A 26,747-nucleotide genomic window follows, 5' to 3' on the forward strand; every position below is an offset into this window, starting at 1 on the left:
GTCCCCGTCGTCGCGCCGGTGGGGCCGACGGCCACGGCGGATGCGCTGGTCGCCGCGGCGGTGGAGAACTACGGGCAGCTGGACGCCGTGGTCACCAACGCCGGGCTGCTGCGGGACCGGTCGGTCGGCAAGATGACCGACGAGGACTTCGACCTCGTGCTCGAGACCCACCTGCGCGGCACGTTCACGTGCGCGCGGGCGGCGCTGGCCCGGTTCCGTCAGCAGGGCGGGGGCGGCCGGCTGGTGCTCATCGGCTCGCCCGCCGGCCAGCGGGCCAGCTTCGGGCAGACCAACTACTCGGCGGCCAAGGCCGGCATCGTCGGCATGGCGCGGACGCTGGCCGTGGAGGCGGCCCGCTACGACGTCACCGTGAACGCGCTGATCCCGGTGGCGCTCACGCGCATGGTCGCCACGATCCCCGCGTTCGCCGACGCCGTGGCCGCCGTCGAGGCGGGGGAGCCGGTGCCGGCGCGGCTGCGCGCGGCGGGAGTGGGCACGGCCGACGACGTGGCACCGCTGCTGGTCTACCTGCTCTCCGACGCCGCCGCGGGCGTCACCGGACAGGCGCTGGGCGTCGGGGGGGACCGGATCAGCGTGTGGACCCACCCCACCGTCGCGGCCGAGGCGTCCCGCGAGGGCGGCTGGACGGCCGAGGCGATCGCGGAGGTGTTCCCGGAGCAGCTCGCACCGCACCTGCAGCCCTACGCACCGGACGTCCCGGCGGAGGCCCGATGATGGCGGAACAGCCGCGGCTCCAGCACACCGATCTCGTCGCCATCGACGTGCACACCCACGTGCACTTCTCCACCCGTGCCGCCCAGAGCGAGGCGGGCAGTGCGCGGATGGCGGAGATGAAGCAGCACTTCAGGTCCGACGTGCTCGGGATGGACCTGCACGGGCTCGCCGAGTTCTACCGCGAGCGGCGGATGGCCGCGGTGACGTTCACGATCGACTCCCTCGGGGACGTCGACGAGCATGCTCCCACCAACGAGGAGATCGGGGAGCTCGCCGCCGAGCACCCGGATGTGATCATCCCGTTCGCGAGCGTGCACCCCTTGCGGGGCAAGGCGGGAGCGCGGATCGCCCGCAGGCTGATCGAGCAGTACGGCTTCCGCGGGTTCAAGTTCCACCCGAGCGTGCAGGAGTTCTACCCGAACGACCCGGTGGCCTTCCCGATCTACGAGGTGCTGGCCGAGCACGGGCTGCCCGCGCTCTTCCACACCGGGCAGAACGGCGTCGGGAGCGGCACCAAGGGAGGGGGAGGGATCCGGCTGAAGTACTCCAACCCGATCCACCTCGACGACGTCGCCGTCGACTTCCCGGACATGCCGATCATCATGGCCCACCCCTCGTTCCCCTGGCAGGACGAGGCACTGGCCATCGCGGTGCACAAGGCGCAGGTGTACATCGACCTCTCGGGCTGGTCACCGAAGTACTTCCCGCCGCAGCTCGTGCAGTACGCCAACACGCTGTTGAAGAAGAAGGTGCTGTTCGGCACCGACTTCCCTCTCTTCACCCCGGAGCGGTGGATCGCCGACCTGGAGAAGACCGAGATCCGCGACAGCGTCAAGCCCGACCTGATGCTGCACAACGCGGCCCGGCTCTTCGGGCTGGAGGTCGGGGGCGGGCCCGACCACCCGCAAGCGGGGTCGTGATGGCCGGCAGCACTGTCACGGGCCCTGGCGAGCTCGCCGACAACTTCGCGTCGCACTTCGAGCACATCGCCGACCTCGCACCCACGCGGGTCGCCGTCGCCGCGGGTGAGCGGCAGCTCACGTGGGCACAGTTCGACGAGCAGGCGGACCGGCTGGCCGGGTACCTGGCCGCGCGGGGCATCCGGGCGGGTGACCGGTTCGGCATCGACGCCCGCAACTCGCCGGAGTACCTGGTGACGCTGCACGCCCTGTTCAAGCTGATGGCGCTCCCGATCAACATCAACTACCGGTACCGGGCCGAGGAGGTCCGGCACCTGCTGGAGAGCTCCGGCGCCCGCGGCGCCGTCGTCGACGCCGACCTGGCCGGGGTGGTCGCCGAGGCCGCGGAGCCGGTGGCGGGCTGCGACCTGCTCGTGCCGATCGGGGCGGAGGGCAGCGGCTTCGGTGCCGAGGTCACCACTGCCGAGCGGCTGCCCCGCAGGCCTCGGGGCGACACGGAATGGCTGCTGTTCACGGGCGGCACGACGGGCTACCCCAAGGCGGTGGTCGGACGGCAGGCGGAGCGGCTGCGTGCGGTGCGGTCGGGCGGGCTGTCCGCGCTCGGCATCGATCCCGCCGACGGGGTGGAGGCGCTGCACCAGGCGCTCGACATCGACCCGTACGGCGAGGGCGGCCGGGTGGAGCTGCCCGCCCCGCCGCTGATGCACGGCACCGGCCTGTACGGGGCGCTCGGTGCCATGTCGGTCGGTGCGCCGGTGGTGCTGCTGCCGGGCCGCAGCACCACGGGAGAGGACCTGCTGGCCGCGATCTCGCGGCACCGCGTCACCGACATGCACATCGTCGGCGACGCCTTCGCGCTCCGGCTGCTCGACGCGCTCGACGCGGCGCGGGAGGCGGGACGCCCGTCGGGCATCGGGACGCTGCGCCGGATCCGCAGCGTCGGGGCCGTCTGGAGCCCGGCGGTCAAACGCAGGCTGCTGGCCCACGCCGACCTCACGCTGCTCGACACCATCGCGGCGTCCGAGGGCGGGGTGTACGCGCACTCCTCGGTCACCCGCAGCACGGTCGACGACCAGGACGGGACGTTCGTGCTGGCCGCAGGGGCGCGGCTGCTCGACGAGGACGGGAACGACGTGCCGGCCGGGTCCGGCCGGGTGGGCATGCTCGCCGCGCCGGTGGTGGCGGAGGCGGGCTACGCCGGCGCCCCGCAGCAGACCGACGCCGCCTTCCGCGACATCGACGGGGTCCGGTACTCGGTGCCGGGGGACATGGCCGTGCTCGAGGCGAACGGCAGGCTGCGGCTGCTCGGCCGGGGCAGCTCGGTGATCAACACCGGCGGGGAGAAGGTGTACGCCGACGAGGTGGAGCTGGCGCTGCACGCCCACCCCGCCGTGCGTGACGTGGTGGTGCTCGGCGTACCGGACCCGCGCTGGGGCAGTGCCGTGGCCGCGGTCGTGTCGATGGAGCGGGGGGCCCACGCGGACGCCGGCGAGCTCGCGGCGTTCGTCGGTGCGCGGCTGGCCTCCTACAAGAAGCCGCGCCACGTCGTCGTGGTGCCGGAGGTGCAGCGGCTCAACACCGGGAAGTCCGACCTGCGCTGGGCACGCGCGCAGTTCGCGCGGCTGCAGAACGAGGAGCGGGACGCCACGGCGCCGACCACCCGATGACGCCGCTGCGCGTGCGCGGAGGGGCGAGGAACGGCTGGTGGGTGGTGGTGGGTGGCTCGGTGCTGCTCACCCTGCAGAACGGGCTGATCATGAGCGCGTTCGGGGCCTATCTGGTGGCGATCACCGCCGACACCGGCTGGTCGCCGGGGGTGGTCGCCGTGGGCTACGCGATCGTCCAGCTGGGCAACGGGTTCCTGTCGCCGCTGACGGGGTGGTGCTGTGACCGGTTCGGGACCCGGGCGGTGTCCCGGCTCGGGACGGTCGGCACGGCGGCCGGCTTCGCGCTGGCCAGCACGGTGGAGGACGCGACGCACTTCATCGGTGCGGTCGTGGTGATCGCGCTGGGCTGCTCCGCCGCCGGGATCATGCCGTTGACCGTCGCGGTGGTGCAGACGGTCAAGGAGCGCCGCACCCTCGCGCTGGGCCTGCTGCCCACCGGCGTCGCGCTCGGGGGCCTGGCTGTGCCGCTCGTGACGTGGGCGCTCGACGGCTTCGGCTGGCGGGCCACGTTCCTGGGCGTGGCGGTGGTGATCCTCGTGGTCGGGGTGCTGGCCGGCACCGTCCTGCCCTCCGACCGGGCACTGCGGCGCGCCGTCACGGCGGCGGCAGCTGAACCGGCCGTCCTCGCCACCGCGGTGGCCGACCGCGAGCACGGCCGCGATCGCGACCACGACCACGACCTCGGCAGCGCGTTGCGCACCAGCGCGTTCTGGCTTCTCGTGGTGGGGCACGGGTCGGCCCTCGTCGCGGTGAGCGCCGTGAACCTGCACCTGGTGCCGTTGATGACCCACCACCACGGCATCCCGCTGGCGACCGCGGGCCTCACGGTGGCGGTGATGTCGACCGCGCAGCTGCTCGGCCAGGTCGTCACCGGCCTCATCGGCGACCGCGTCGACCAGCGCAGGCTCGCGGCGTTCTGCATGATCGTGCAGACCGGGGTGCTGGTGGCGCTCGCGCTGGTGTCGGGCGTCGGGCTCGTCGTGGCCGCGGCGGTCGTGCACGGCATCGCGTGGGGGCTGCGCGGCCCGGTGATGACCTCGCTGCGCACGGACTACTTCGGGATCGGCTCCTTCGGCACGATCATGGGCTGGTCGATGGGCTTCGTCTCCGTCGGTCTGGTGGTGGGGCCGCTGCTCGTCACCGCGCTCGCCGACGGCGCGGGTGGGTACCCGGGGGCGTTCGTCGCGCTGGCGGTGGTGACCGCACTCGGGTCGGTGGCGTTCTTCGTGCTGAGGAGGCCGCGGCGCCGCATGGCCGTGGCGGTCACCGGGCAGGACGTGCGGTGCTCCACCACGCCCTGATCTCGGCGGCGACCTCCGGTGCGCGTTCGATCTGGAGCCAGTGCCCGCACCCGGTCATGACCACCGCGCGGGACGCCGGGTGCCGGAACGTCGACTCCTCGTAGGCGGCCGCGTCGGCGTCGCGCTGGATCACGAGCACCGGGCACTCCCGGCGGGCGAGGTAGCCGTCCGTGCCGGGGCGGAAGGCGATGTCGCGGTCGTCCCACATGCCCCAGAACATGTCGTGGAGGGTGGCGGCCGGCAGCGTCTCGATCCTGCGGAACACGAGCGTGGCCAGCCAGTCGGGACTGGTGTCGGGGAACCACGTCGCGCCGAGGTACGAACGGATCGCCGGCACGGGCTCCTCGGTCGTCAGCCGCTCCTTCATCGCCTCGATCACGGGGCGGCGCGCCGGGTCCGCCCCGTAGGGGGCGTCCAGGACGACCACGCCGAGCGTGAGCTCGGGGTGCTCCACGGCCATCGTGGAGGCGATCGCCCCGCCCAGCGAGTGCCCGACGACCACCGCCGGTCCACCGGCCACCCGAGTGATGAGCGCGGCCAGGTCGGCTCGCTGCCGGGCGAGGTCGTAACTGCTCGCGGGAGCGGAGCGGCCGGCGCCCCGCTGGTCGTAGGCGATCACGCGGAAGTCCTGCGTGAGCGCCGGGATCAGCCAGGACCAGTCCACCGAGTCGGCGGTCCAGCCGTGCACGAGGACGATCGGGGGGCCCGTGCCGGGACCCGTGTCGGTGTAGAAGATCTCGCTGTCCTCGGTACGGAGGTAGGGCACGCCGCCATTCTTCAACAATGTGCCGGAACCGAGGACCGGGATGATTCCCTTCGTTTTCCGCGCGCCGGATGAGGCGATTGTTCCGATCAGCCCGGTGCGCCGTCCAGGTCGCGGCCCGGCACCGACTGCCCGGCGCTCTCGCGGCTACCGGCCCGGGTGCGCATCGGGTCGGGTGCGCTGTCCTCCGGGAAACGGCGGAGGAACTCGCGTTCGAGCGCGAGCATCCGCTCCGTGTGCGCCTCCAGCGCCGACTCGCTGCCACCCAGGAGCGTGTCGTGCCGGGTCTCGTGCAGGTGCGCCACCTCGCGGCGGAGGTCGTCGTCGTCGAGCTCCTGGGGGGCGATTCCGTGTGTCCGGTCCGTCATGGCGCAGGAGTGCCCACACAGCGCGTCGACCATTCACCCGGGGGCCACCGGACCGGGTGAGGGCCGGTCCCCGGCGTCGTCCAGAATGGCCGCTCCACGATCAAGGGGCGGGTCTGCTGTGGACCGACGCGAACGAGTAGAACAACCACCGGCCGTGCGGCACGCCGCGCCCGTGGGGGTGCGGATGCCTGCGGAGTGGGCCGTCGGCGCATCGGGCGGGGAGGGCGCGGACCGGCTGCCCGAGGCACCTGCCGCGCTCGCGGCCGCCCTCGTGGAGCCGGTGCTGGCCGCGCTCCCCACGGTGGCCGCCCGTATCCCCGCGGCGCCCGTCGCCGCGCTCGGCAGGCTCGTGGCGCCCTCGGGGCCGGTGGATCGACTGCGGCCGGCGCCCCCGCGCGGGTCGCCCGTCGACCAGCTGCTCGCCGAGCGGCTCCTCGGTGCGCTGGAGCTCACGATCCCCGACGTCCTGATCGTCGTCCCGGAGGTGTTGGCCAGGCACGTCCGGGCGCGGATGCCGCAGACCCCCGCCGCGGTGGCCGGTCTCTCCGCGAGCGGGGAGAGCGAGACCCGGTCGGCCGTCGCCCTGCTCGACCAGGTGGCGCCGGGACTGCGCGAGCTGGTCACCGGTCTCGTCGCTGCCCTCGCCGGGCACGAGCGCGTCTCGCCGTTGCTGGAGGCCGCTCCCGGCGCCGAGCACGAGGTCGCCGCCGCGCACGGTGGCGTGCACCTGGCACTCGCCGTCGTCACGTCGCTCGCGGTGCTGCGGGCGGCCCGCCCCCCGATCGTCGGGTCGGACCCGCCGGTGGTGGTCGGCGTGGCGCTCGACGCGGCCATCCGGGTGCTGCGGCAGCGTCCGATGCCCGACGCGTACGCGGTCGCGCTGCGCGAGCGGCTGCGCGCCGACTACGTCCTGCCCCGGTTCTCCGCAGGCGACGTGCCGGTGCAGGAGCACCACTTCGCGCTGGTCGAGGGTGACTTCCCGGCCGTCGCGGCGGAGCCGTCCAACGGGCTGGTCCAGGTGGTGCCCGGTGGCATCGTCGTCCGGACCGGGGTGCCCAGCGCCGCGGTGCCGGTGTGGCTGCGCGTGGTGGGCGAGGAACCCGCCGTCGTCGAGCTGGACGCGTGGCAGGAGGTGGTCGACGTCAGCTACACCGCCGTCGACGGGGCGGCGTCGGTGCTGGGCCCGGCCGTCCCGGCGCCCGCGCACCTGCAGGGGCAGACCCCACCGTGGCCGGGGTCGATCAGGGCGCGGGTCTCGGCGCGGGGCCGCGACGAGCACGGGGACGGACGGGAGGGCGGCGAGCGCTACGAGATCGTGCTCTGGTCCGCGGCGCCCGCCGACGAGGTGGTGCACAAGGCGACCGACCGGCTCGGCCACCGGCTGCGCGGCGAGCCGGAGCCGCCGGTCGCCCCCCGCCCGGAGGCGGCCTACCGCTGGGTGCGCAACACCGTTCTCGGCATGGCGGCCACGGTCACGGTCGTCACCGGCTCCGGGCCCGAGCGGGTGCTGGCGGCGTTCGGGGCCGACCCCACGGAGCCCGTCGCACTCACCGAGCTGTTCGAGGAGGGCGGGAGCGACCCGTGGGTCGCGGTGCTGCCGGTCGGCGACGCGGTGCTGGCGGTCGAGTACAACGGCTGGCAGGGGGCGCAGATGCCGGTGCTGCGGCTGGCCTCGGCGCGGGGGCGCGCCGCCAGCATGTACTGGAACGTCAACGCGCTGACGAACCTGTCGTTCGCCCGCGGCGGGGTGATGCTGGCCTCGTTCGAACCGCCCCCGCCCGACGCCCCCGGTGATGCGGAGGTGATCGCCGTGCTCGAGGGGCTCGAGCTCGAGGACTACCACGAGCGGGTGGAGAAGTGCCTCGTCGCCGTCGAGCGGTTCACCGGCCGCGGGCTGCGGGCCGAGGACCTGGAGCGCATCGAGGCGGCCGGCGTCGCCTACCGCATCCTGCCCCGGCTGCCCGAGCACCACCCGGAGGAGCGCCGCCCCGACGGCACCCGGCGCTGGAGCAAGCCCGACCCGCTCGGCCCGGACACCGACGCGCTGCTGGCGCTGCCCGAGCCGGCCCTGCGCGAGCTGGCCTGGTGGGCCGCCGCGCAAGCGGTGGAACACAGCGGCCTCGGCTCCCACCCCGCCGTCTCCGCGAGCCTGGCCACCCGCACCCTCACCTCCGACGCCGACGTGCTCGCCCGGACGTCCGGACTCGAGGGCCGCGGCGCACACCGCTACGTCTGGTTGGCGCTGCACCAGGCGATGAACCCCGACGCGCTCTCCGCCGCGATCCGCGCGCTCGACGCCGCGCGCTACGCGTTCGGCCCCGACGCCTCCGCGTTCCTCGACCAGGCCAGGGAGCGTGCGCTCGGGCGGTGAGCGATCGGCCCGACGAGGCCGTCGGGAGGCGTTTGACCGGGGTCGTCGGTGGGCAGCCGATGCTGGGGCGGCCGCGGTGACCGCCCGAGCCGACATCGAGGTCGATTCCGATGAGTGAGCAGCAGCAGAAGGGCGTCCCGCCCGGCACCGACACCACCGAGGTCACGCCGAACCCGGCAGGCATCGTGCAGCCCGATCCGCCGGAGGGCGGCCCCGCGGCCGACCCGGACAGCCCCGACCCCGCCGACCTGACTCCCGGCCTGGGCGGCGACTCCGAGAGCCGGCCACAGAGCCAGGAGAGCTGACCGGACGGACGGGTGCCCGGCCGGGCTTCCGCGATGTCGTCCGTCCCGGGCAGGATCACCAGGATGATCGTCCGACTCACGGCAGAGGGTGCCGTCGTGCAGGACGCCGACGACCTCGGCCGCCTGCACCTGCAGACCGACCTCGACGCCGAGGGGATCCGGACCGCGCTGACCACCACCGGCACCGGCGAGCTGATCGACCCCGACACCGCATGGCTGGACCTCGGCGTGCTGCGCTCGCGGGCGCAGCTGCTCGCAACCGCCCCCGACTGGGACGAGCGCTGGGCGGCGATGACGGCGTACGCGGAGCGGAAGGGCTGGCTGTCGCCCGACGCCCGGTCCGTGCAGGTGCACATCGAGCGCTGAGCCCGGGGGAGCGCCGCCTACGCCGTGGGCGCGCCCGCGCTCGCGACGATCCTGGCCTCGAGCGCACCGTCCACGACCCGGGCCTCGAACCGCGGCACCGCCGCGGTCGCCGGGCCGTGCACGACGCAACCGTCGTCGAGCCGGAACTCGCTCCCGTGCCACGGGCAGACGACCCGGGCGTCGCCGCCGGTGCCGACCACCTCGCCGCCCGAGAGCGGCCCCGCCAGGTGCGGGCACTGGTCGGCCAGCACGACGACCTGCTGCCCGCGACGCAGCACGAACACCGGCACCTCACCGGTCGTCCGCCGCACCGGCTGTCCGTCGGGCAGGTCGGCGAGCAGCCCCAGCGGCTGCCAGCCCTTCGGGGCGAGGTCGCGCACCCGGTCGCTGTGGTTGGCCCCGAGTGACAGGTGGTAGGACAGGTGGCCGCCCAGGGTGGCGCCCACACTGCTCACGGCGGCTCCGGCGAGCGAGAGCAGCCGCCCGCTCCGGCCCCGGACGCGCCGGCGCAGGGCCCCCGCGTAACACGTGATCGCCACGGCGTTCGTGGCCGCATGCACGAGACCGACCCGCTGCTGGTCGGGGTGCGCCGAGGACCAGTCGGCCCACCCGGCGGCGACGGTCGGCGGGGTGAGGAGGAGCCCGGTGGCGATGAGCCCGGTGGAGTAGCGCCGCTGCCCGCCGACCAGGTCGATCAACGACGCCGAGACGAACGACCCCAGCGTGACGTGCACCAGTGCCGAGTGCAGGGGATGGCCGAGCCACACCCCGTGCAGTGCGTCCTTCACACGGCGGTCGGACAGCAGTCGCTGCACCCGCGTGCGGATCGCCGCAGCCGGGCCGTCCAGCACCTCTGCGCGTTCGAGACGTTCGATCTGGTCGAAGGGCCGCATGACCGGCGGATTCACCGTTCGGCGGCCCGGCAAACCCGAAGATCGGCAGATCCCCCCGGGTGGTGGATCCCCGATCGACCGGTTCCGCATGATCCGACCGGGTACCCGCGCCCCATGAGCACACCGACATCGCTGACCGCACTGGCCCTCACCTGCAGTCTCTCGCCGTCGCCGACGGAGTCGAGCACGCAGGTGCTGGCCGACCAGGTGCTCGACGCGCTGGGCAAGCACGGGGTGGCGGGCGAGAGCATCCGCGTCGTCGACCTCGACGTGAAGCCCGGCGTCGAGAAGGACATGGGTGACGGCGACGCCTGGCCCGGGATCCGGGAGAAACTGCTGGCCGCCGACATCCTCGTGCTCGCCACGCCCACCTGGATGGGGAACATGAGCAGCGTCGCGCAGCGCGTGCTGGAGCGGCTCGACGCTGAGCTCTCCGAGACCGACGACGAGGGCAGGCTCGAGACCTTCGGCAAGGTCGCGCTCGCCGTCGTGGTCGGCAACGAGGACGGCGGGCACGCGATCACCGCCAGTCTCTTCCAGGGCCTCAACGACGTCGGGTTCACCGTGCCGGCCAACGGCGGCGTCTACTGGAACGGCGAGGCCATGACCACCACCGACTACAAGGACCTCGACGAGACCCCGGAGGCCGTGGCGTCCACGCTGGCGACGATGTCGGCGAACGCCGCCCACCTGGCGGCCCTGCTGAAGGAAGCGGGCTACCCGCCGGCCTGACGGGTCACCGGCCGGGGTGCGTGAACCGCACCGTCCACCTCTCGAACCGGCCGCGCTCCGCCCCGCTCGGGGCGCGGACGACCCCGTCCGGCCCCGGCGCGGGCGGAGCTGGTGGTGCCTGCATCAGGCGGTGCAGCCGGACCAGTGCGTGCCGGTAGAACTGCAGTTGCGTGTGGCGCCCGAAGAGCTGGAACCCCAGCCTGAGCAGCGGGTTCGGGATGGGGGCGCGCCGGGAGTAGGCGATGATCCGGAACTCGACGCGGCCCGTCTCCAGTTCCTTGGCCACCTCGTAGGTGAGCCGGCCCTGCTCCAGGTGGCCCTGCAGCGTGCGGTAGGACCAGCCGATCACCCGCTCCGGCCCGTTGGCCCCGGTGCGGACCTCGTTGTGCTCGTCGGTGATGCGCACCCCGATCAGGAAGCGCAGGACGAGGAACCGGCCCTCCAGCAGCATGTCGCGGCCCACGAGGTCGCCGGGGAGGTGGTAGGCCGCGCGCAGGATGCGGGGGTCGCTGAACTCGTAGCTGTTGACCAGGGCGCCCGCCGTCTCGACCACTCCGCCGGGCTCCGGTTCCCCGGGCCTCTCCTGGCCGAGCACCAGCACGCGCCGGTCCTGGTGCCAGCCGTCGACGACGACCGGGGGAGCCTGACCCTCGTCGTAGTTGACCGGACGGTGGCGGAGGTCGCACACCGCGGTAGCGACGTCCCGCACCGCTCTCAGCGCCGGTTGCCTTCGCGCTGCGCGGCGTCCCCGATCAGCCAGAACATCGGTGGCCACAGCCCGACGAACAGTGCCCGGCGCTCGGCGTTCCCCCGCTCCTCCTGGTCGACGGTCTTGGCGCGCAACCACAGTGCGATGCAGAGCCCGATCGAGCCGAGCGACGCGCCGTACAGCGGCAGCACCGCGTGGCGTAGGAGAGGACCGGTGGCGATCACGAAAAGCGGGTACCCCCGTTCTCGTGCTCCTACTCCGACGATCCCGCTCCACGCCCGGCAGCCTCGCCCGCCGGATCGCGATCGTGCTCCGCTGGCCGCTCGGGCTGGCGCTGGTGTCCTGGCGCTACATGTGGCGCACCACCCCGGTCCACCGGTCGGAGGCCGACGGCGACGCGTCGGACCTCCCACCCGCCATCCCACCCGACCTGCTCGACGACGACGTGCAGCCCGTCGAGGACGGCGTAGGGCCCCTGTTCCACCGGCACTACTCGGTGCGTGTCGAGGGGACGCAGCAGGAGCCCGCGGAGGTGATCGCCGCCTTTGCCGGCGAGCCGAACTCCGGTGCCCCGTCGGAGGTCGCGGTGTTCGTGAAGAGCCGGGGGGAGCCGGGCTCCCTGAGCGTCGGCGACGAGTTCCTCATCCGGATGCCGGGACCGTGGGACGGCCCGGTGCGTGTGATCGACCGGACGGACACGTCGTTCCGGCTGGCCACCCTGCGCGGGCACCTGGAGGCGGGGCAGATCGAGTTCAGCTGCCGCCCCGACGGCGACCGGCTGTTCATCGGCATCGAGGCGTGGGCCCGGTCGGGGGACCGGCTGTCGCACCTGCTCTACAGCGGGGTGGGCGTGGCCAAGGAGATCCAGCTGAACCTGTGGGTCGAGACCTGCCTGCGGCTCGCCGCGGGCACCGGCGGGCGGGCCCGCGGGGGCGTGGAGGCCCACACCCGGCGGCTGCCGGAGCCGTTCCCGCCTCCCGAGGAGTGACCGGGCGGCGTCAGCGCCCTCCGGCTGACGGAGCCTTGTCCGCCAACCAGCCGGCGATCGAGCCGGCGATCTCCCGGCTGTTGTCGTCGAACATGAGCATGTGGCCGTTGCCGGTGATCCCGGCGTCGGCGAGGAAGCGGTACTCGAGGTCGGCGCCGAGCCCGGCGAGCCACGCGGCCGTGGCGCCGTCCTCCTCCCGGGAGTGCTCCAGGTCCGCGCTTCCGGTGACCACCAGTGCGGGCAGTCCGGCGAAGTTGTCCGGCCGCTCCACCCGGACCCCGCTGCCTTTCAGGTTGTAGCGCTCCAGCACCAGGGGCGCCGGCAGGGGCTGGAGCCCGGCGCGGAAGACGTCGACGGCGTGGCGGGGGAACCGGGTCGCGTCCCGGCCGATCAGCTTGTCCAGGACGAACTCCTCCGTGGCGACGAAGGCGCCCGTCTTCGGGAACCGCCACCGGGTCCCCGGCGCGAGGACCTCGATCTCCGTGTCGGTCTCGGCCGTCACGGTGGGCTGCGGCTGGAGGTTGCCAGGCGCCGCCGGCGCGACCGCCACCAGCGCCTCGATGAGGTGCCCGTGGGTCTCCACGACCCGGAACACGTATGCGCCTCCCATCGAGTGGCCGAGCAGGACGACCGGCCGTCCCAGGCGCTCCAGGAGGGCCCCCAGCGCGGCGCACACCAGCTCGCCGGACAGCGTGTGCTCGGCGACGGACCCGCTCCGGCCGATCCCGGGCCAGTCGGGGACGACCAGTTCGTAGCCGTGGTCGGCGAAGTCGTGGGCCCATCCCGGGCGGCCGTCCGGCGTGCCCAGGTAGCACGCGCCGGTCAGGAGACCGCCGTGGACGAGGACGATGACGGGGCGGTCACCGTCGCCCGCGGTGGTGAACTGCTCGTAGTAGAGCGGAGCGGGTGACGTCACGTACCCGATGCGATGGTCGGTGAACACCGTGCCCATCCTGAACCGCGCCGACCGGCCGCGCGAGGTGACAGAGGCTACCGGTCGCGCCGGGCCAGCAGGGTGGCGACGGCTCGCATCACGTGCCCCGTCACCACCTGGGGATCGGGCAGCGGTCCCGCCTGCAGCACGGAGCGGTTGAGGGCGATGCCGAGCAGCCAGGCCAGCAGCAGGTCGGCGCGCACCTGCGCGTCGGCCGGGTCGTCGGTGTCGACCAGCGACGCGAACGCGGTGGAGTACGCCTCGCACAGCCGGATCCGGATGTCGTCGGCCACCTGGGAGCTGCCCGCGGCCCGCAGCACCGCCATCAGGGTCTCGGCGGAGCGGCCCTGCTCGTCGTCCAGCACCGCGGCCAGCGTGCGCTCGAGCAGGACCTCGCGCGGGACCTCGGCCAGCAGCTGCGTCGCCTTGTCCAGCACGGCCTCGGCGAACAGGCCCTCCTTGCTCCCGAAGTACCGGAACAGCAGTGCCTGGTTGACCCCCGCACGGTCCGCGATCGCCCGGACGGTGGTGGCGTCGTAACCGACGGTGGCGAACAGGGCGCGGCCGGCGTCGACCAGCGCCCGCCGGGTCGCCGCGGAGTCGCGGGGCCGGACCGCCGGGACCGGTGCCGCCGCGGCGCTCGACCCGGAGTGCGAGGGTGGCTGCGGGCTCATCGTTCTCCTCCGGCGGGTGGGTGTGATCAGAACACACGGCGCGGAGCGACAGGAAATACCCGGTGTGGCCGGCTACCTGCCCGGGTAACCGCCGCCATGGCTCAGCGAGACTATGAGGAGCAGCCCGAGGCGCCCGACCTGGGCGCATCCGTGCAGCTGGAGAGCGACGAGCAGCTCACGGCGCCTCCCGGCGACCACGACGCCCTGGATGCAGGGTACGTGCCGGCGGACCGGCCCTACGCGCTCGACGAGGACGGCGTCACCGCTCGCGGGATGCGGGAGGGCGACACGCTCGACGAACGGCTCAGCCGCGAGCAGGGCGAGGAACCGGTGGACGTGGACCGGGCCGGCCGCCTGACGACGGCGGGTGCGGGCGCCGCGTTCGAGACGCCCGACGCGATGGATGCGGTGGACGTCGGGATCGACGGCGGCGCCGCGTCCGCCGAGGAGGCCGCGATGCACGAGTTCGACGGCCCGGGCGCCCCGATCGAGGTGGAGCCGTCGGTGGCCGACTCGCCCGCACTGGACGACCCGGCACTCGACGACGCGCTCGGCGACGACCCGCTCGCCGAGCGGGCGCGCGCCGAGGCCGCGCGGGACGTCCGCGCGGACGGTGACGTGTTCGACCCGGGTCGTGATCCTGCCGCCGGCATCGACGCCGTCGCGGACGCCGCGGGCGCAGCCGCGCCGGCATCGGGACGGGACGACGTGGGGCCGGGCTCGGGCCTGCCCTGAGCCGGGGCGCCACCGCCTGCCGGGGGCTGCATGCGGTGGTGGGCCGGGGGAGCGGAACGAGCCGGTCGCTGCGGTGGACCGGCGCGAGGAAGAGTGGGTCGCCGCCCGTGCGCGGCGGGGGGAGCACGACGGGACCGTGCGCGGGCAGACACACGCGAAGCAGCCACGAGGCGCAGGGCGGCGCGGTTCGAGCAGTCCTAGCGGGTGTTGCCGTGCCTACTCGGCGCGACTGCGCGTGATCTTCGCGATCTCCTCGTCGAGGTCGAGCCGGTTCAGCTCGTCACCGAGCGCCACGATGTCGATCGTCGCCTCGATGAAATGGCGCAGCAGGTCACGGTCGACCTCCAGCACGGCGCGACCGTCGGCGGAGCGGATCTCGATCTCCACGATGTCATAGCCCTGCACCTCCTGTGGCGTCATGCGGATGTCGCCCTCGCCGACCGGGCCGGAGATCGAGTCGATCACGAGATCGCGCGCCACCAACCACTCGATCCACCGATCGCTCCTGGTCGCCACGGCTAGGGAGATCGCAAAGGGGTCGGACGCGGTGTAGGTCCACCGCGTCACGACCGGAGCCGGCTGGCCGTGCAACACGGTGAACATGTCCTGCTGGACTGAGTCGGTGGTCATGCTCGTCGCCCCCTGGCGATCGGGCCGTCGCTCGTGCGGCGGCGTCTGTGAAGGAGATCGACGGCCGGACCCGGAACGCTGCACATGTGGCAGCGGTTCACCCGAACAAGTGAGTCAAGGTCTCCGGGTTACGGATGGTCACGGCCGTCGAGTTAAGATGATCGACGCTCTGGCGGCGTCGGTTCCCCGCCGGCTACCGCCGGTAGTCTCTGTGCACCTCACCTGTCGCTACCCGTCGTTCTCCCTGGTGACCACCCAGATCCCACCGGCCCCGGTGCGACCCGGCTGGGCGAGGGTGAGTGCGAGACGCTCGCCGTCGGGCCGGCGGACATCGATACTGGTGCCGTCCGTTCGCGGGACAGCCTCGGCGTCCGTCCATCCGTGCGCTGCCGCGACATAGGACATGGCCACCTCCGACGGATCGAGCAACCAGGGCTGGGCACCGCGGTCGGCCGCCGCCTGGAGCGCGGCGGCATCGGCCGCACCGGCCGCGGGCCAGGGCAGCTCGGCCGAGGGCTGAGGACTTTCCCGCGTCGTCTCCCGTGTGGACTGCTGTGCCGTCTGCTGGACCGTCGGGTCCGCAGGCGGGGTGGCCGGCCCGGCACCGACGGGCGGGCCGCCTGTGCCGCAGCCTGCCAGCAGCAGGCCGGTGAGGAGCGCGGCCGCCGCGATGCGGCCGCTCCACGGGAAATCGATCACGCCGCAAACGGTAGGCGGTGGGGCGTGATGCGCAGGCCCGATGTGTTCGGCGCGTCCGGGGGATCAGCCCTTGCCACCCCGCCGAGCGGAGTTGGAACACAGCGTGACGCGCTCACTAGGGTGCGACGAGCAGAGTTGCGAACTCCCGAGGTGAGGTCATGAATCGGTCGGCTGAGGCTTTCTACGCGGCGCGCGAGTTCCTCGTGGCACATCGGGACGACTACGAGACCGCCTACCGTGAGTTCCGCTGGCCCGAGATCGACGAGTTCAACTGGGCGACCGACCACTTCGACACCGTCGCCGCCGACCCCGAACGTGGCGCGGCCCGTGCACTGTGGATCGTCGAGCAGGACGGCAGCGAGGCGTACTGGAGCTACCGGGAGCTCTCCGCACGCTCGAACAAGGTCGCCAACTGGCTGCGCGACCACGGGGTGGCGCGCGGGGATCGGATCATCCTCATGCTCGGCAACCAGGTCGAGCTGTGGGAGACGCTGCTCGCCGCGATGAAGCTCGGCGCCGTGGTCATCCCGGCCACCACGCTGCTCACCCCGGCCGACCTGCGCGACCGGCTCGACCGCGGCGGCGCGCGGCACGTCGTCGTCGGTGCCGCCGACACCGGCAAGTTCGACGCCGTCGACGGCGACTACACGCGCATCGCGGTGCGCGGCGCTCCCGAGGGCTGGCTCGACTACGGCGACGCCGACACCGCATCCTCCGTCTTCGCGCCCGACGGCGTGACCAGGGGTTCCGACACGCTCCTGCTGTACTTCACCTCCGGCACGACGGCGAAGCCGAAGCTCGTGGAGCACACGCACGCGTCCTACCCCGTCGGTCACCTGTCCACGATGTACTGGATCGGCCTGCAGCCCGGCGACATCCACCTCAACATCTCCTCGCCCGGCTGGGCCAAGCACGCGTGGAGCAACGTCTTCGCGCCGTGGATCGCCGAGTCCTGCGTGCTGGTCATGAACTACTCGAAGTTCGACGCGGAGAGCGTGCTCGCGGTGCTCGACCGCTGCGCCGTCACGAGCTTCTGTGCCCCGCCGACGGTGTGGCGGATGCTCATCCAGGCCGACCTGTCCGGCCTGGCGAACCCGCCCGCGAAGGTCGTGGGGGCGGGGGAGCCGCTCAACCCCGAGGTGATCGACCAGGTCGAGAAGGCGTGGGGCGTCCGGATCCGTGACGGGTTCGGGCAGACCGAGAGCACTGTGCAGATCGGCAACCCGCCGGGGCAGCTCGTCAAGCCCGGGTCGATGGGCCGTCCGATCCCGGGCTACCCGATCGTGCTGGTGGACCCGGTGAGCGGGCAGCCGGCCGACGAGGGGGAGATCTGCATCGACCTGTCGCAGCGGCCGCTCGGGTTGATGGTCGGCTACCACGGAGACGAGGAGCGCAATGACGAGGCGATGGCCGGGGGCTACTACCACACCGGCGACGTCGGCTCCCGCGACGCGGACGGCTACATCACCTACGTCGGGCGCTCCGACGACGTGTTCAAGGCCTCGGACTACCGGATCAGCCCGTTCGAGCTGGAGAGCGTGCTCATCGAGCACCCGGCGGTCGCGGAGGCCGCGGTCGTCCCGTCGCCGGACCCGGTGCGCCTCGCCGTCCCCAAGGCGTACGTGGTGCTCGCCGCGGGCCACGAGCCGACGGAGGAGACGGCGCGGGCGATCCTGGAGTTCGCCCGCGACAACCTCGCCCCCTACAAGCGGATCCGGCGGCTGGAGTTCGCCGAGCTACCCAAGACGATCTCGGGGAAGATCAGGAGAGTGGAGCTGCGCGGGCGGGAGACGGAGCTCCGCGGCACCGGCGCCGGTGCCGGGCCGTCCGGCGGCGAGTTCGTCCTCTGACCGATGGAAACAGCTGTTCCGCTGCGTGAGCAGGCCCGGCGGTGGCGCGCCGCGTCAGTCGCCCATACCCATCACCTGTTCGGGGCGACGAGCGGCGGACGGTAACCGGCGATCCCCGACACTCGGGACGGATTCGGCCGGACGGGTGGCGCTGACCGCAGCCTGTATACCGCTCGTCGACAGGACGGCGGAGCCGGGCATGCGCTCCTGTCGTGGGGGAGTTCAACGGGTTGTGACGCAACCACGCACGCCCGGTGCTGGTCCCTTGGCGGAGGTGATGGCGGGCATGCCGGAGGTGTGGCGACGGTTGCTGGCAGCGCACGTCGCCGACCGGATGGGCCGGTGTGTCGCCTGCCGCACCTCCAGCGGGTCGGGCTCCCGATGGCCGTGCTCACTGCACCGGATCGCCCGCGAGGCCGAGCGCCTCTACGGACTGCGGCTCGGTCAGGCAGTGGGCGGCGAGTAGCTGCGCCGCCGTACCGTCGCGGCGTGAGAGCGAACGGGTGGGTCCGACCGGCCGGCCTCCTGCTCGGAACGGCCGCGGACGCCGTGGCGGGTGACCCCCGCCGGGGGCATCCGGTGGCCGGCTTCGGTGCGGTGGCCGCCGCTCTCGAACGCCGCTGCTACGCCGACAGCCGGGTCGCCGGGGCCGGCCACACCGCCGTGCTCGTGACGGCGGCCGCGGGGGTGGGCGTGCTCGCCCGGCGTGCGGTGGCGGACCACCCGCTGGCGGACGTGGCACTCACCGCCGTGGCCACGTGGGCCGTGCTCGGCGGCACGTCGCTGTCCCGCCACGGCAGCGCACTCGCGACCGAGCTCGCGGAGGGCGACCTGGCGGCGGCCCGGCTGCGGCTGCCGTCGCTGTGCGGCCGAGACCCCGCGGCACTCGACGCCGCGGGGATGGCCAGGGCGGGCACCGAGTCGATGGCCGAGAACACCTCCGACGCGGTGGTGGCCCCGCTGCTGTGGGGCGCCGTGGCGGGGGTTCCCGGGCTTCTCGGCTACCGCGCCGTGAACACCCTCGACGCGATGGTCGGCTACCGCTCGGCCCGCTACCTGCGGTTCGGGTGGGCCGCCGCGAGGCTCGACGACCTGGCCAACCTGCTGCCCGCCCGGGTGGCGGCGCTGCTGTTCGCGGCGCTCGCCCCCGCGGTCGGCGGCTCGCCGGTGGCGGCACTGAGGGCGTGGCGCCGGGACGCCGGTGCGCACCCCAGCCCGAACGCCGGCCCTGTGGAGGCGGCCGCGGCAGGGGCGCTGGGCGTGGGCCTCGGCGGGCGCACGGTCTACCCGCACGGGGTGGAGGAGCGCCCCCGCCTCGGCGCAGGCCCCGCGCCTTCGCCCGCGGATCTGCGACGGGCCGCCCGGCTGTCCCGGCTGGTCGGATGGGCTGCTGCCGGGCTGGCGGCCGCGGTGGCGACGGTGCGGGCGTCGGCGCGCAGGCGCCCCTCGTCGTAGCGGCCCGTCGCTCCGTCAGGTCACCGGAACACCGTCGGCGGCGCTGCGCAGGGCGGCGATGTCGAGCTTGGTCATCGAGAACATCGCCTGCATCGCACGCTGTGCACGTGCCGGGTCGGGATCGGCCAGCAGTTCCTCGAAGGCCGTGGGGACGACCTGCCACGACAACCCGAACCGATCCTTGAGCCACCCGCAGGGCCCTTCCTCCCCGCCGTCGGACAGCCGGTCCCAGTAGTGGTCGACCTCCTCCTGGTTCTCGCAGCTGATCTGGAAGGAGACGGCCTCGTCGAACGTGAACTCGGGGCCCCCGTTGATGCCGACGAACCGCTGTCCGTCCAGCTCGAACTCCACGGTCATGACCATGCCGGCAGGCCGGGGGCCGCCCTCGCCGTAGTGGCTGACCTTCCTGATGCGTGAGTTCGGGAAGACCGAGAGGTAGAAGGCCGCGGCCTCCTCGGCCTCGGTGTCGAACCACAGGTTGGGGATGATCTTCTGCTGCACGGCTGGTCCCTTCTCGGCGGTCGGTACGACAGGTGAGACCACCCCGGGAGCGGTTACTCATCGCCGTCCCCTCGCGGCTGCCGCGAGCGGATCGGAAAGGGACGATCCACAAGACCGAATTCCCGATTCCGGTGAGAGGATTCACGGAGGTGTGACGGGTGGTCGAACCTAAAATTAGTAACACTAATAACTACAGAAGGGTCGGATTGTGGGACCTTCAGCGGATGAGTACGACTTCATCGTCGTCGGTGCGGGATCGGCGGGTTGCGTGGTCGCGGCGCGGCTGACCGAGGACCCGGACACGCGGGTCCTGCTACTGGAGGCGGGTGGGCGTGAGCCGCTGGAGGCGGTGGCGTTGCCGCGGTCGTGGCCGAGCCTGACCGGGTCCTCGATGGACTGGGGGGACCACACCGTCGTTCTGGAGGGTGTGGGTCGCACGGAGGCGTGGCCGCGGGGCCGTGGCCTGGGTGGGTCGTCGGCGATCAACGCGATGGCGTTCATCCGGGGGCACCGGGCGAGCCATGATGCGTGGGCGGAGGCCGGTCTGAAGGGCTGGGGCTTCGACGATCTGTTGCCCTACTTCAAGCGCACCGAGCACGTGGCAGGCGGCGACCCGGCCGTGCGTGGCCAGAACGGCCCGCTGTCGCCCTGGACGCCCACGGAGCCGCACCCGTTGTCGCTGGCCGCGATGGAGGCGGTCGGGCAGGTCGGACATCCGGTGGCCGGGGACATCAACAGCGGCCTGGAGGAAGGGTTCGGCCGGACCCAGTTCACGATCGTCGACGGGAAGCGGCAGAGCGCGGCGGATGCGTACCTGCTGCCCGTGCTCGACCGGCCCAACCTCGACCTGGTCACCGACGCGCTCGTGCACCGGCTCGTCCTGCGCGGCGAGTGCTGCACCGGTGTGGAGTACTCCACCGGCAGTTCGGTCGTCACGGCGCAGTGCAGCGGCGAGGTGCTGCTTGCTGCCGGTGCGGTCGGCACCCCGCAGTTGCTGATGCTGTCGGGTATCGGCCCGCAGGAGCACCTGCGGGAGTTCGGGATCCCGGTCCTCGCCGACGTCCCCGACGTGGGTGCCAACGTCCACGACCACCCGATGACGACGCTGGTCTACCACTCGATCCGCCCCGTGCCGCCCTCGACGAGCAACGGTGGTGGTGAGGTCAAGGGCACGCTGCGCAGCAGCCCGGAGGTCCCGTGGCCCGACCTGCAGGTGTTCTGCTCGGTCGTTCCGTTGCGTACTGCCACCCTGCCAGGCCCCGAGCCCGGCGCCGGCTACACCCTCGCGGTCAGCCTGACGGCGCCGTTCAGCCGGGGCACCGTCCGCCTCGCGGGCCCGACACCGGGCGCGTTGCCGGTGATCGACCCTCGCTACTACACCGACAGTCGTGATGTCGATGCGATGGTCACCGGGCTGCGCATCGCCCGTGAGCTGGGCACCGCGCCCGCCTTCGATGCCTGGCGCGGTGAGGAGGCCCAGCCGGGTGTCGGCACGCAGAGCGAGGAGGAGCTGCGGGTCTACGTCCACCGCAGCCTGCGTAGCTACCACCACTACGCCGGGACCTGCCGCATGGGCGTCGACGACCGTGCCGTGGTCGATGCGGACCTGCGGCTGCGGGGCTTCCAGGGGGTCCGGGTCGTCGACGCCTCGGTCATGCCGACCCCGGTGTCGGCCAACACCAACGCCACCGTCTACGCCATCGCGGAACGAGCCGTCGAACTCGTCCGCTCCTGACCTACGGCGCGGGACCGGCCTCGGCGAGCGCCCGGCCGGCCCCGCGCGAAGAACCGGTCATCTCCGCGTCGTGACGAGGTGTGCCGCTCGCTCCGCGATGCCCAGTACGGCGGCGTTGGGATTCGCCGACACCACCGACGGCATCACGGACGCGTCGGCGACGCGCAGCCCGTCGATGCCGCGCACGCGCAGGTCCGGGTCGACCACGGCGTGGTCGTCCGTGCCGATGCGGCAGGTGCCGACGGGATGGAAGTAGGTGCCCACCGTGTGCCGGAGGTAGACGCGGCAGGCGTCGGGGTCGACCACGTCCCGGCCCGGAAGGATCTCCTCCCCGCGCCATGCGGACAGGGCGTCGGCGCCCGCGATGCCCCGCGCCATCCCCAGGGCGGTCACCATGCGGTCGACGTCCTCGTCGACGGCGAGGTAGGCCGGGTCGATGAGGGGATGGGTGGCCGGGTCGTCGCCGCGCAGGCGTACCTGGCCCCGGCCGGCCGGGTCGGCCAGGGCGAACAGGATCGAGAAGCCCGCCTCGGAGCCGGTCCACCGCGGCTTCATGGCCGACGGGACGAGGCTCATCAGCACGTCCGGGTCCCGGTCCGGTGTGGTGCGCGCCAGCACCATGGCCTGCCGTGAGCGGGTCGGCTCGACCGCCTGCGTCGTGCGGTAGGAGACCCAGGTCAGCGGGTGGTCGTGCAGGTTCTCGCCGACTCCGGGCAGGTCGAGACGGACGGGGACACCGACCTCGCGCAGGTGTGCGGCGGGCCCGATGCCGGACAGCAGGAGGATCTGGGGGGAGCCGATGGCGCCCGCGCTCAGGATCACCTCGCGCTCGGCGTGGACGGTGTGGACGCCGGTGGCCGTGGCGTACTCGGCGCCCCGGCAGCGCGTCCCGTCGAGCAGGAGCCGGCGGACGTGCGCGCCGGTGACGACCGTGAGGCTGGGCCGGTCGAGCACGGGCCGCAGGTACGCGTCCGCCGCGCTCTGCCGCCTGCCTGCGGCGATGTTGTGCTGGGTCCAGAACACGCCTTCGGCCTGCCGGCCGTTGCCGTCCTCGGACGCGGGATGGCCCGCCTGGACGGCCGCGTCGAACAGGGCCTGCGCGAGAGGGGAGGCCGCGGGGGGCTGCTCGATGACCATGGGGCCCGACGTTCCGCGTACACCGGGGTCACCGCCCTCGACCCGCTCGCTGCGCATCAGGAACGGGAGCATCTCCTGGTGGTTCCAGCCGGGGGCCCCCTGCTTCTCCCAGGCGTCGTAGCTCGACGGGTGCCCACGCAGGTGGACGAGACCGTTGATGCTGCTGGACCCGCCCAGCACCTTGCCGCGCGGCCACGCGTGCGAGACGCCCTCGGTTCCCCGCTGGGGCGTGGTGGAGTAGGCCCAGTCGACCGACGAGCCCCACAGGGCGAAGGCCGACAGCGCGTCGGCGTTCGACATGGCCGCGGGCCCCTCCGCGGCGCCCGCCTCGAGGAGGACGACGCTTACGTCCGGGTCCTCCGTCAGCCGGGCCGCGAGCACGCTGCCGGCCGTTCCCCCACCGATCACGACGTAGTCGACGGTGTCCGTCATCGCCTCGTGCTCACTGCGTGCCGCCCGTCATCAAGGTGCGGGCGCCGGACCCCCCGACACTCCCGGTCGACGAACGGACGGCGGACCGGGGACGGCTCCCCCTGCCGATGACACGGACCAGGCCCGTGCCGGGTTCAGCTAGTTCCGGCCGTAGCGGTCGGCGAGCGGGGTCTCGTCGGGCGCGGCTCGCTCCGGCGCGGGGGGAGGATCGTCGTCGTCACCCGCGAGTGCCTGGCGCAGCGCGGTGCGCTCGCCGCGCCGGTCGCGTCCCCGGCGCTGCAGGATCTCCAGCCGGATGAAGTAGCCCAGCGCGAAGATCGCGATCGCGCCGAAGGTGAGCCACTGCAGGGCGTAGGAGAAGTTCGTGAACGGGGCGCCGCCCGTGCTCTCCGCGACGGCGAGGGGCCCGAGGACTCCCGGCTGGCCGGCCGACAGCTGCAGGTAGCCCGGTTCCAGCGTGAGGCCGGTGGCGGCGCCGAGTGCGCGGGAGTCGGCGGCGTAGAGCTGCCGGTGGCCGGAGTCGATCTGCACCGGGCGGTTCTGCGGATCTGTCTCGTCCAGCCGCAACCGGCCCGTCAGGGTGACGGTTCCCGGCGGCGCCGGTGCGAAGCTGGGCACCGTCACGCCGCCGGTGGTGGTGACGTACCCGCGGTCGACGGCGACGAGCCGGCCGTCCTCCGCCCGCAACGGGGTGAGGACCTCGAACGCCGGCTTGCCGTCCACCACGCGCAGCCGCACGAGCCCCTCGGCCTCGGGCACGTACGTTCCGGTCACCGTGACCTGCCGCCACTCGACGTCCGGACGGACCCCGGTGCCGCTGGTCACGAGGTCGGCGAGCGGGACCGGCGGCGTGCGGTAGGAGGCGTCGATGGCCTGCTGCTCGGCGTCGCGCTGGGCTTCGCGGCCGAACTGCCACGGCGCCAGCAGCGTGTAGCAGGCCACGGCGAACCCGATCACGACCGCGACGAACGCCAGCCACCCAGGGCGAAGAAGGAACCGCACAGCTCCACGGTAGGCGCTCGCGCCATTCGTGAGCAGGAGGGCTCCGCCGACGTAGTGTTCTGGCGTGGTCAGTGGGGCGTTGCTCGTGGCCGGCACGACGTCGGACGCCGGCAAGAGTGCCCTCGTCGCCGGGATCTGTCGCTGGCTCGCGCGCCGGGGCGTGGCCGTGGCGCCGTTCAAGGCGCAGAACATGTCGAACAACTCGGTGGTCACGGCCGACGGCGGCGAGATCGGGCGGGCCCAGGCGATGCAGGCGCACGCCTGCGGGCTGGAGCCCAGCGTCGCCTTCAACCCGGTGCTCCTCAAACCGGGGAGCGACCGCAGCTCGCAGGTGGTGGTGCGCGGGCGGGTCGAGGGCACGGTGAGCGCGCGGTCCTACTACGCGCGCAAGGCGGCACTGCTCGACGTGGTCGCTGCGGAGCTGGCCGGACTGCGCGAGCGCTACGACGTGGTGGTCTGCGAGGGGGCCGGATCGCCTGCGGAGATCAACCTGCGGGCCACCGACATCGCGAACATGGGTCTCGCGCAGGCCGCCGACCTGCCGGTGGTCGTGGTCGGAGACATCGACCGCGGCGGTGTGCTCGCGCACCTGTTCGGCACCCTCGCCGTCCTGGACGCGGCCGACCAGGCCCGCATCGCCGGGTTCGTCATCAACAAGTTCCGCGGCGACGTCTCCCTGCTCACCCCCGGGCTCGACCGGCTCGGCGTGCTCACCGGACGTCCGACGCTGGGGGTCGTGCCGTGGGCCGACGACCTCTGGATCGACGCCGAGGACTCGCTGTCCGCGGTGGCCGACGGGGTGCTCGGCCGGCCGGCGGCGCCGCACGGGTCGCAGTGGCTGCGCGTGGCCGTGGTCCGGCTGCCCCGGATCTCCAACGCGACCGACGCGGAGGCGCTGGCGTGCGAGCCCGGCGTCGCCGTCCGCTACGTGACCGAGCCGTCCCGGCTGCTCGACGCGGACCTGGTGGTGCTGCCCGGCTCGAAGGCCACCGTCGCCGACCTGGCGTGGCTGCGCCGCACCGGGCTCGCCGACGGAGTGGTCGCCCACGCCCGTGCCGGGCGTCCGGTGCTCGGGATCTGCGGGGGCTACCAGATGCTCGGGCGCCGGATCGCCGACCCGCACGGCGTGGAGGGGGGAGAGGCCGACGGGCTCGGGCTGCTGGACCTGGAGGTCGAGTTCGCCGCCGACAAGCACCTGGGCAACCCGGCGGGAACGGCGTGGGGCGAGGTGGTGCGGGGCTACGAGATCCACCACGGCCGCGTGGTGCACACCGGTGATCCCGCCCTGCTGACGGACGTGGCCTCGGGCGAACCGGAGGGGTCCGACGCCGGTGTCGTCCTCGGCACCCACTGGCACGGCCTGCTCGAGAACGACGGCTTCCGGCGGAGGTTGCTGCGCCGCGTCGCCGACCAGACCGGACGGACGGGGTTCCGGCCCGCCCCCGACACCAGCTTCGCGGCGCGCCGCGACGCCCAGCTCGACCTGCTCGGCGACCTGGTCGAGGAGCACCTCGATACCCGCACACTTGAACATGTCATCAATCACGGAACACCGGCGGACCTCCCGGTGGTGACCTCCGGTCTGGCAGGCTCCCCGGCGTGAGCACGTTCCCCTTCTCCGCCGTCGTCGGCCACGACGACCTGCGGCTCGCCCTGCTGCTCAACGCCGTGCACCCCGGTGTCGGCGGGGTGCTGGTGCGCGGGGAGAAGGGCACCGCGAAGTCCACGGCCGTGCGTGCCCTGGCGGCGCTGCTGCCCCGGCTGCACGTACTGGCGGGCTGCCGGTTCAGCTGCGACCCCGCGGCCCCCGACCCGGAGTGCCCCGACGGGCCGCACGCCACGACCGCCGGCCACGAGACCCGCGCCGCCCGGCTCGTCGAGCTGCCCGTGGGAGCCACGGAGGACCGGCTCGTCGGCTCGCTCGACCTCGAGCGCGCGCTGAGCGAGGGCGTACGTGCCTACCAGCCGGGACTGCTCGCCGACGCCCACCGCGGCGTGCTCTACGTCGACGAGGTCAACCTCCTGCACGACCACCTCGTCGACCTGCTCCTCGACGCCGCCGCCATGGGCCGCGCCCACGTGGAGCGCGACGGCGTCTCGGTGTCACACGCTGCCCGGTTCCTGCTGGTCGGCACGATGAACCCGGAGGAGGGCGAGCTGCGCCCGCAGCTGCTCGACCGGTTCGGGCTCGCCGTCGAGGTGCGGGCGGCCCGGGACGTGGCCACGCGGGTCGAGGTGGTCCGCCGCCGGCTGGCGTTCGAGGCCGATCCGGTCGCGTTCACCGCCGCATGGCGCGACGCCGAGTCCGCCACCGCCGAGCGGATCGCCGCCGCGCGGGCCCGGGTCGGGTCCGTCGTGCTGCCCGACGCCGAGCTGCGCCGGATCGCCGCCGTGTGCGCGGCGTTCGACGTCGACGGCATGCGCGCCGACCTCGTCATCGCCCGCGCCGCCGTGGCCCACGCCGCCTGGCGGGGCGCCGACGCGGTGGCCGAGGAGGACGTGCGCGTGGCCGCCCGGCTCGCGCTGCCGCACCGCCGCCGCCGCGACCCGTTCGACGAGCCGGGGATCGACGACGACGCCCTCGACGAGGCGCTGCGGGAGGCGGGGCAGCAACCCCCCGACGGCCCGGACGGCCCCGACGACGGCGAGGGCCCGGACGACGACGGCCCCGGTGGCGGTGGCTCCGACGGCGCCCCGGACGACGGGCCGCGCACCGGTGGCGATGCGACCGCCGACCCTCCGCAGGCCGAGGACGCGACCGCCCCGGAGCCGTCGCAGCCCGACGGTGAGCGGCAGCCCGCCCCGAGCGGTGCCGCCCCCGGTGGCGACGGCTCCGGGGCGGTCG

28 protein-coding genes are annotated in these 26,747 nt (G+C 73.6%); 16 read left to right on the plus strand and 12 right to left on the minus strand.

The features are described from left to right. The 4 genes from HF577_RS26510 to HF577_RS26525 form a co-directional block, all read left to right on the plus strand. Window positions 1-735, plus strand: a 735-nt coding sequence (locus HF577_RS26510; protein WP_169398683.1) for an SDR family oxidoreductase, incomplete at its 5' end; no start/stop codon positions are given. Further along, the gene (locus HF577_RS26515; protein ID WP_211174873.1) at window positions 735-1,655 is read left to right on the plus strand and encodes an amidohydrolase family protein; all 921 of its coding nucleotides are present in this window, start codon (window positions 735-737) and stop codon (window positions 1,653-1,655) included. The genes HF577_RS26510 and HF577_RS26515, both read left to right, overlap by 1 nt. After that, window positions 1,655-3,322: an AMP-binding protein gene (locus tag HF577_RS26520; protein WP_169398685.1), complete on the plus strand. Its 1,668-nt coding sequence runs from the start codon at window positions 1,655-1,657 to the stop codon at window positions 3,320-3,322. Before HF577_RS26515 ends, HF577_RS26520 begins: the two co-directional genes overlap by 1 nt. Beyond that, window positions 3,319-4,623, plus strand: coding sequence for an MFS transporter (locus HF577_RS26525; protein WP_169398686.1), 1,305 nt, complete (start codon window positions 3,319-3,321; stop codon window positions 4,621-4,623). Before HF577_RS26520 ends, HF577_RS26525 begins: the two co-directional genes overlap by 4 nt. On the opposite strand, the gene HF577_RS26530 is transcribed toward HF577_RS26525, so the two are convergent. Next, window positions 4,586-5,389 carry an alpha/beta fold hydrolase gene (locus tag HF577_RS26530; RefSeq protein ID WP_169398687.1) on the minus strand — a complete coding sequence of 268 codons (804 nt, stop codon included), beginning with the start codon at window positions 5,387-5,389 and terminating at the stop codon, window positions 4,586-4,588. The two genes, HF577_RS26525 and HF577_RS26530, sit on opposite strands and share 38 nt — an antisense overlap. Window positions 5,390-5,475: 86 nt before the next feature. After that, window positions 5,476-5,754 (minus strand): DUF6158 family protein, encoded by a 279-nt coding sequence (locus HF577_RS26535; protein WP_169398688.1) that lies wholly within the window; start codon window positions 5,752-5,754, stop codon window positions 5,476-5,478. 184 nt (window positions 5,755-5,938) lie between these two features. Here HF577_RS26535 and HF577_RS26540 point away from each other — a divergent pair, with 184 nt between their 5' ends. The 3 genes from HF577_RS26540 (at window position 5,939) to HF577_RS26550 (ending at window position 8,796) form a co-directional block, all read left to right on the plus strand. After that, complete coding sequence (locus HF577_RS26540; RefSeq protein WP_246267322.1) at window positions 5,939-8,125, plus strand: DUF6461 domain-containing protein; 2,187 nt, start codon at window positions 5,939-5,941, stop codon at window positions 8,123-8,125. A 110-nt stretch (window positions 8,126-8,235) separates the two neighbouring features. Continuing rightward, a complete protein-coding gene (locus HF577_RS26545; RefSeq protein WP_169398681.1) occupies window positions 8,236-8,430 on the plus strand; it encodes a hypothetical protein in 195 nt (64 codons plus the stop codon). Between the two features lie 63 nt (window positions 8,431-8,493). Continuing rightward, complete coding sequence (locus HF577_RS26550; RefSeq protein WP_169398689.1) at window positions 8,494-8,796, plus strand: hypothetical protein; 303 nt, start codon at window positions 8,494-8,496, stop codon at window positions 8,794-8,796. 17 nt (window positions 8,797-8,813) lie between these two features. Here the strand turns inward: HF577_RS26550 and HF577_RS26555 are convergent, their stop codons facing one another. Further along, window positions 8,814-9,689: a Rieske 2Fe-2S domain-containing protein gene (locus tag HF577_RS26555; RefSeq protein ID WP_169398690.1), complete on the minus strand. Its 876-nt coding sequence runs from the start codon at window positions 9,687-9,689 to the stop codon at window positions 8,814-8,816. A 114-nt stretch (window positions 9,690-9,803) separates the two neighbouring features. On the opposite strand from HF577_RS26555, the gene HF577_RS26560 reads away from it, so the two are divergent. Then, the gene (locus HF577_RS26560) at window positions 9,804-10,421 is read left to right on the plus strand and encodes a flavodoxin family protein (protein ID WP_169398691.1); all 618 of its coding nucleotides are present in this window, start codon (window positions 9,804-9,806) and stop codon (window positions 10,419-10,421) included. A 4-nt stretch (window positions 10,422-10,425) separates the two neighbouring features. On the opposite strand, the gene HF577_RS26565 is transcribed toward HF577_RS26560, so the two are convergent. Both HF577_RS26565 and HF577_RS26570 read right to left on the minus strand, forming a co-directional pair. Continuing rightward, window positions 10,426-11,130, minus strand: a complete 705-nt coding sequence (locus HF577_RS26565; RefSeq protein ID WP_169398692.1) for a DUF1990 family protein — start codon at window positions 11,128-11,130, stop codon at window positions 10,426-10,428. Window positions 11,131-11,135: 5 nt separating this feature from the next. Beyond that, entirely contained in the window at window positions 11,136-11,354 is a 219-nt protein-coding gene (locus tag HF577_RS26570; protein WP_169398693.1) for a hypothetical protein, read from the minus strand. 23 nt (window positions 11,355-11,377) lie between these two features. Between HF577_RS26570 and HF577_RS26575 the strand changes: the two genes are divergently transcribed. Then, complete coding sequence (locus HF577_RS26575; RefSeq protein ID WP_312859401.1) at window positions 11,378-12,118, plus strand: DUF1990 family protein; 741 nt, start codon at window positions 11,378-11,380, stop codon at window positions 12,116-12,118. 10 nt (window positions 12,119-12,128) lie between these two features. Here HF577_RS26575 and HF577_RS26580 read toward each other — a convergent pair whose 3' ends face one another. Then, on the minus strand, window positions 12,129-13,061 hold the full coding sequence (locus HF577_RS26580) for an alpha/beta fold hydrolase (protein ID WP_169398694.1): 933 nt from the start codon (window positions 13,059-13,061) through the stop codon (window positions 12,129-12,131). 47 nt (window positions 13,062-13,108) lie between these two features. Beyond that, window positions 13,109-13,726, minus strand: a complete 618-nt coding sequence (locus HF577_RS26585; protein WP_169398695.1) for a TetR/AcrR family transcriptional regulator — start codon at window positions 13,724-13,726, stop codon at window positions 13,109-13,111. A 96-nt stretch (window positions 13,727-13,822) separates the two neighbouring features. Here HF577_RS26585 and HF577_RS26590 point away from each other — a divergent pair, with 96 nt between their 5' ends. Beyond that, window positions 13,823-14,461 carry a DUF5709 domain-containing protein gene (locus HF577_RS26590; RefSeq protein WP_169398696.1) on the plus strand — a complete coding sequence of 213 codons (639 nt, stop codon included), beginning with the start codon at window positions 13,823-13,825 and terminating at the stop codon, window positions 14,459-14,461. Window positions 14,462-14,677: 216 nt separating this feature from the next. On the opposite strand, the gene HF577_RS26595 is transcribed toward HF577_RS26590, so the two are convergent. Together HF577_RS26595 and HF577_RS26600 are read right to left on the minus strand one after the other, a co-directional pair. Continuing rightward, window positions 14,678-15,091, minus strand: coding sequence for an SsgA family sporulation/cell division regulator (locus HF577_RS26595; protein ID WP_169398697.1), 414 nt, complete (start codon window positions 15,089-15,091; stop codon window positions 14,678-14,680). Window positions 15,092-15,319: 228 nt separating this feature from the next. Further along, on the minus strand, window positions 15,320-15,790 hold the full coding sequence (locus HF577_RS26600; protein WP_169398698.1) for an acyl transferase: 471 nt from the start codon (window positions 15,788-15,790) through the stop codon (window positions 15,320-15,322). Window positions 15,791-15,948: 158 nt separating this feature from the next. Here HF577_RS26600 and HF577_RS26605 point away from each other — a divergent pair, with 158 nt between their 5' ends. The 3 genes from HF577_RS26605 (at window position 15,949) to HF577_RS26615 (ending at window position 19,095) form a co-directional block, all read left to right on the plus strand. Continuing rightward, window positions 15,949-17,640 (plus strand): AMP-binding protein, encoded by a 1,692-nt coding sequence (locus HF577_RS26605; protein ID WP_169398699.1) that lies wholly within the window; start codon window positions 15,949-15,951, stop codon window positions 17,638-17,640. Between the two features lie 286 nt (window positions 17,641-17,926). Next, window positions 17,927-18,106 (plus strand): hypothetical protein, encoded by a 180-nt coding sequence (locus HF577_RS26610; RefSeq protein WP_169398682.1) that lies wholly within the window; start codon window positions 17,927-17,929, stop codon window positions 18,104-18,106. Between the two features lie 23 nt (window positions 18,107-18,129). Then, on the plus strand, window positions 18,130-19,095 hold the full coding sequence (locus tag HF577_RS26615; protein ID WP_312859402.1) for a cobalamin biosynthesis protein: 966 nt from the start codon (window positions 18,130-18,132) through the stop codon (window positions 19,093-19,095). 15 nt (window positions 19,096-19,110) lie between these two features. On the opposite strand, the gene HF577_RS26620 is transcribed toward HF577_RS26615, so the two are convergent. Beyond that, window positions 19,111-19,596 carry a VOC family protein gene (locus HF577_RS26620; RefSeq protein WP_169398700.1) on the minus strand — a complete coding sequence of 162 codons (486 nt, stop codon included), beginning with the start codon at window positions 19,594-19,596 and terminating at the stop codon, window positions 19,111-19,113. Window positions 19,597-19,804: 208 nt separating this feature from the next. On the opposite strand from HF577_RS26620, the gene HF577_RS39855 reads away from it, so the two are divergent. Next, on the plus strand, window positions 19,805-21,331 hold the full coding sequence (locus tag HF577_RS39855) for a GMC family oxidoreductase (RefSeq protein WP_169398701.1): 1,527 nt from the start codon (window positions 19,805-19,807) through the stop codon (window positions 21,329-21,331). A 57-nt stretch (window positions 21,332-21,388) separates the two neighbouring features. On the opposite strand, the gene HF577_RS26630 is transcribed toward HF577_RS39855, so the two are convergent. Next, a complete protein-coding gene (locus tag HF577_RS26630; RefSeq protein ID WP_169398702.1) occupies window positions 21,389-22,900 on the minus strand; it encodes a GMC family oxidoreductase in 1,512 nt (503 codons plus the stop codon). A gap of 138 nt (window positions 22,901-23,038) precedes the next feature. After that, the gene (locus HF577_RS26635) at window positions 23,039-23,902 is read right to left on the minus strand and encodes an SURF1 family cytochrome oxidase biogenesis protein (RefSeq protein WP_169398703.1); all 864 of its coding nucleotides are present in this window, start codon (window positions 23,900-23,902) and stop codon (window positions 23,039-23,041) included. Between the two features lie 64 nt (window positions 23,903-23,966). On the opposite strand from HF577_RS26635, the gene HF577_RS26640 reads away from it, so the two are divergent. Together HF577_RS26640 and HF577_RS26645 are read left to right on the plus strand one after the other, a co-directional pair. Further along, window positions 23,967-25,505, plus strand: coding sequence for a cobyric acid synthase (locus tag HF577_RS26640; protein WP_169398704.1), 1,539 nt, complete (start codon window positions 23,967-23,969; stop codon window positions 25,503-25,505). Beyond that, a partial coding sequence (locus HF577_RS26645) for an ATP-binding protein (RefSeq protein WP_169398705.1) occupies window positions 25,502-26,747 on the plus strand: 1,246 nt, incomplete at its 3' end. The genes HF577_RS26640 and HF577_RS26645, both read left to right, overlap by 4 nt.

It is taken from the genome of Pseudonocardia xinjiangensis (genome assembly GCF_012911925.1).
Taxonomy (GTDB): domain Bacteria; phylum Actinomycetota; class Actinomycetes; order Mycobacteriales; family Pseudonocardiaceae; genus Pseudonocardia; species Pseudonocardia xinjiangensis.

Bases quoted from the DNA above. Each gene is read 5' to 3' on its own strand.
- HF577_RS26560 (WP_169398691.1), top strand. From the start codon at position 9,804: ATGAGCACACCGACATCGCTGACCGCACTGGCCCTCACCTGCAGTCTC.
- HF577_RS26520 (WP_169398685.1), top strand. From the start codon at position 1,655: ATGGCCGGCAGCACTGTCACGGGCCCTGGCGAGCTCGCCGACAACTTC.
- HF577_RS26555 (WP_169398690.1), bottom strand. From the start codon at position 9,689: ATGCGGCCCTTCGACCAGATCGAACGTCTCGAACGCGCAGAGGTGCTG.
- HF577_RS26590 (WP_169398696.1), top strand. From the start codon at position 13,823: ATGGCTCAGCGAGACTATGAGGAGCAGCCCGAGGCGCCCGACCTGGGC.
- HF577_RS26515 (WP_211174873.1), top strand. From the start codon at position 735: ATGGCGGAACAGCCGCGGCTCCAGCACACCGATCTCGTCGCCATCGAC.
- HF577_RS26525 (WP_169398686.1), top strand. From the start codon at position 3,319: ATGACGCCGCTGCGCGTGCGCGGAGGGGCGAGGAACGGCTGGTGGGTG.
- HF577_RS26585 (WP_169398695.1), bottom strand. From the start codon at position 13,726: ATGAGCCCGCAGCCACCCTCGCACTCCGGGTCGAGCGCCGCGGCGGCA.
- HF577_RS26605 (WP_169398699.1), top strand. From the start codon at position 15,949: ATGAATCGGTCGGCTGAGGCTTTCTACGCGGCGCGCGAGTTCCTCGTG.
- HF577_RS26630 (WP_169398702.1), bottom strand. From the start codon at position 22,900: ATGACGGACACCGTCGACTACGTCGTGATCGGTGGGGGAACGGCCGGC.
- HF577_RS26550 (WP_169398689.1), top strand. From the start codon at position 8,494: ATGATCGTCCGACTCACGGCAGAGGGTGCCGTCGTGCAGGACGCCGAC.
- HF577_RS26545 (WP_169398681.1), top strand. From the start codon at position 8,236: ATGAGTGAGCAGCAGCAGAAGGGCGTCCCGCCCGGCACCGACACCACC.
- HF577_RS26595 (WP_169398697.1), bottom strand. From the start codon at position 15,091: ATGACCACCGACTCAGTCCAGCAGGACATGTTCACCGTGTTGCACGGC.
- HF577_RS26610 (WP_169398682.1), top strand. From the start codon at position 17,927: ATGCCGGAGGTGTGGCGACGGTTGCTGGCAGCGCACGTCGCCGACCGG.
- HF577_RS26535 (WP_169398688.1), bottom strand. From the start codon at position 5,754: ATGACGGACCGGACACACGGAATCGCCCCCCAGGAGCTCGACGACGAC.
- HF577_RS26540 (WP_246267322.1), top strand. From the start codon at position 5,939: ATGCCTGCGGAGTGGGCCGTCGGCGCATCGGGCGGGGAGGGCGCGGAC.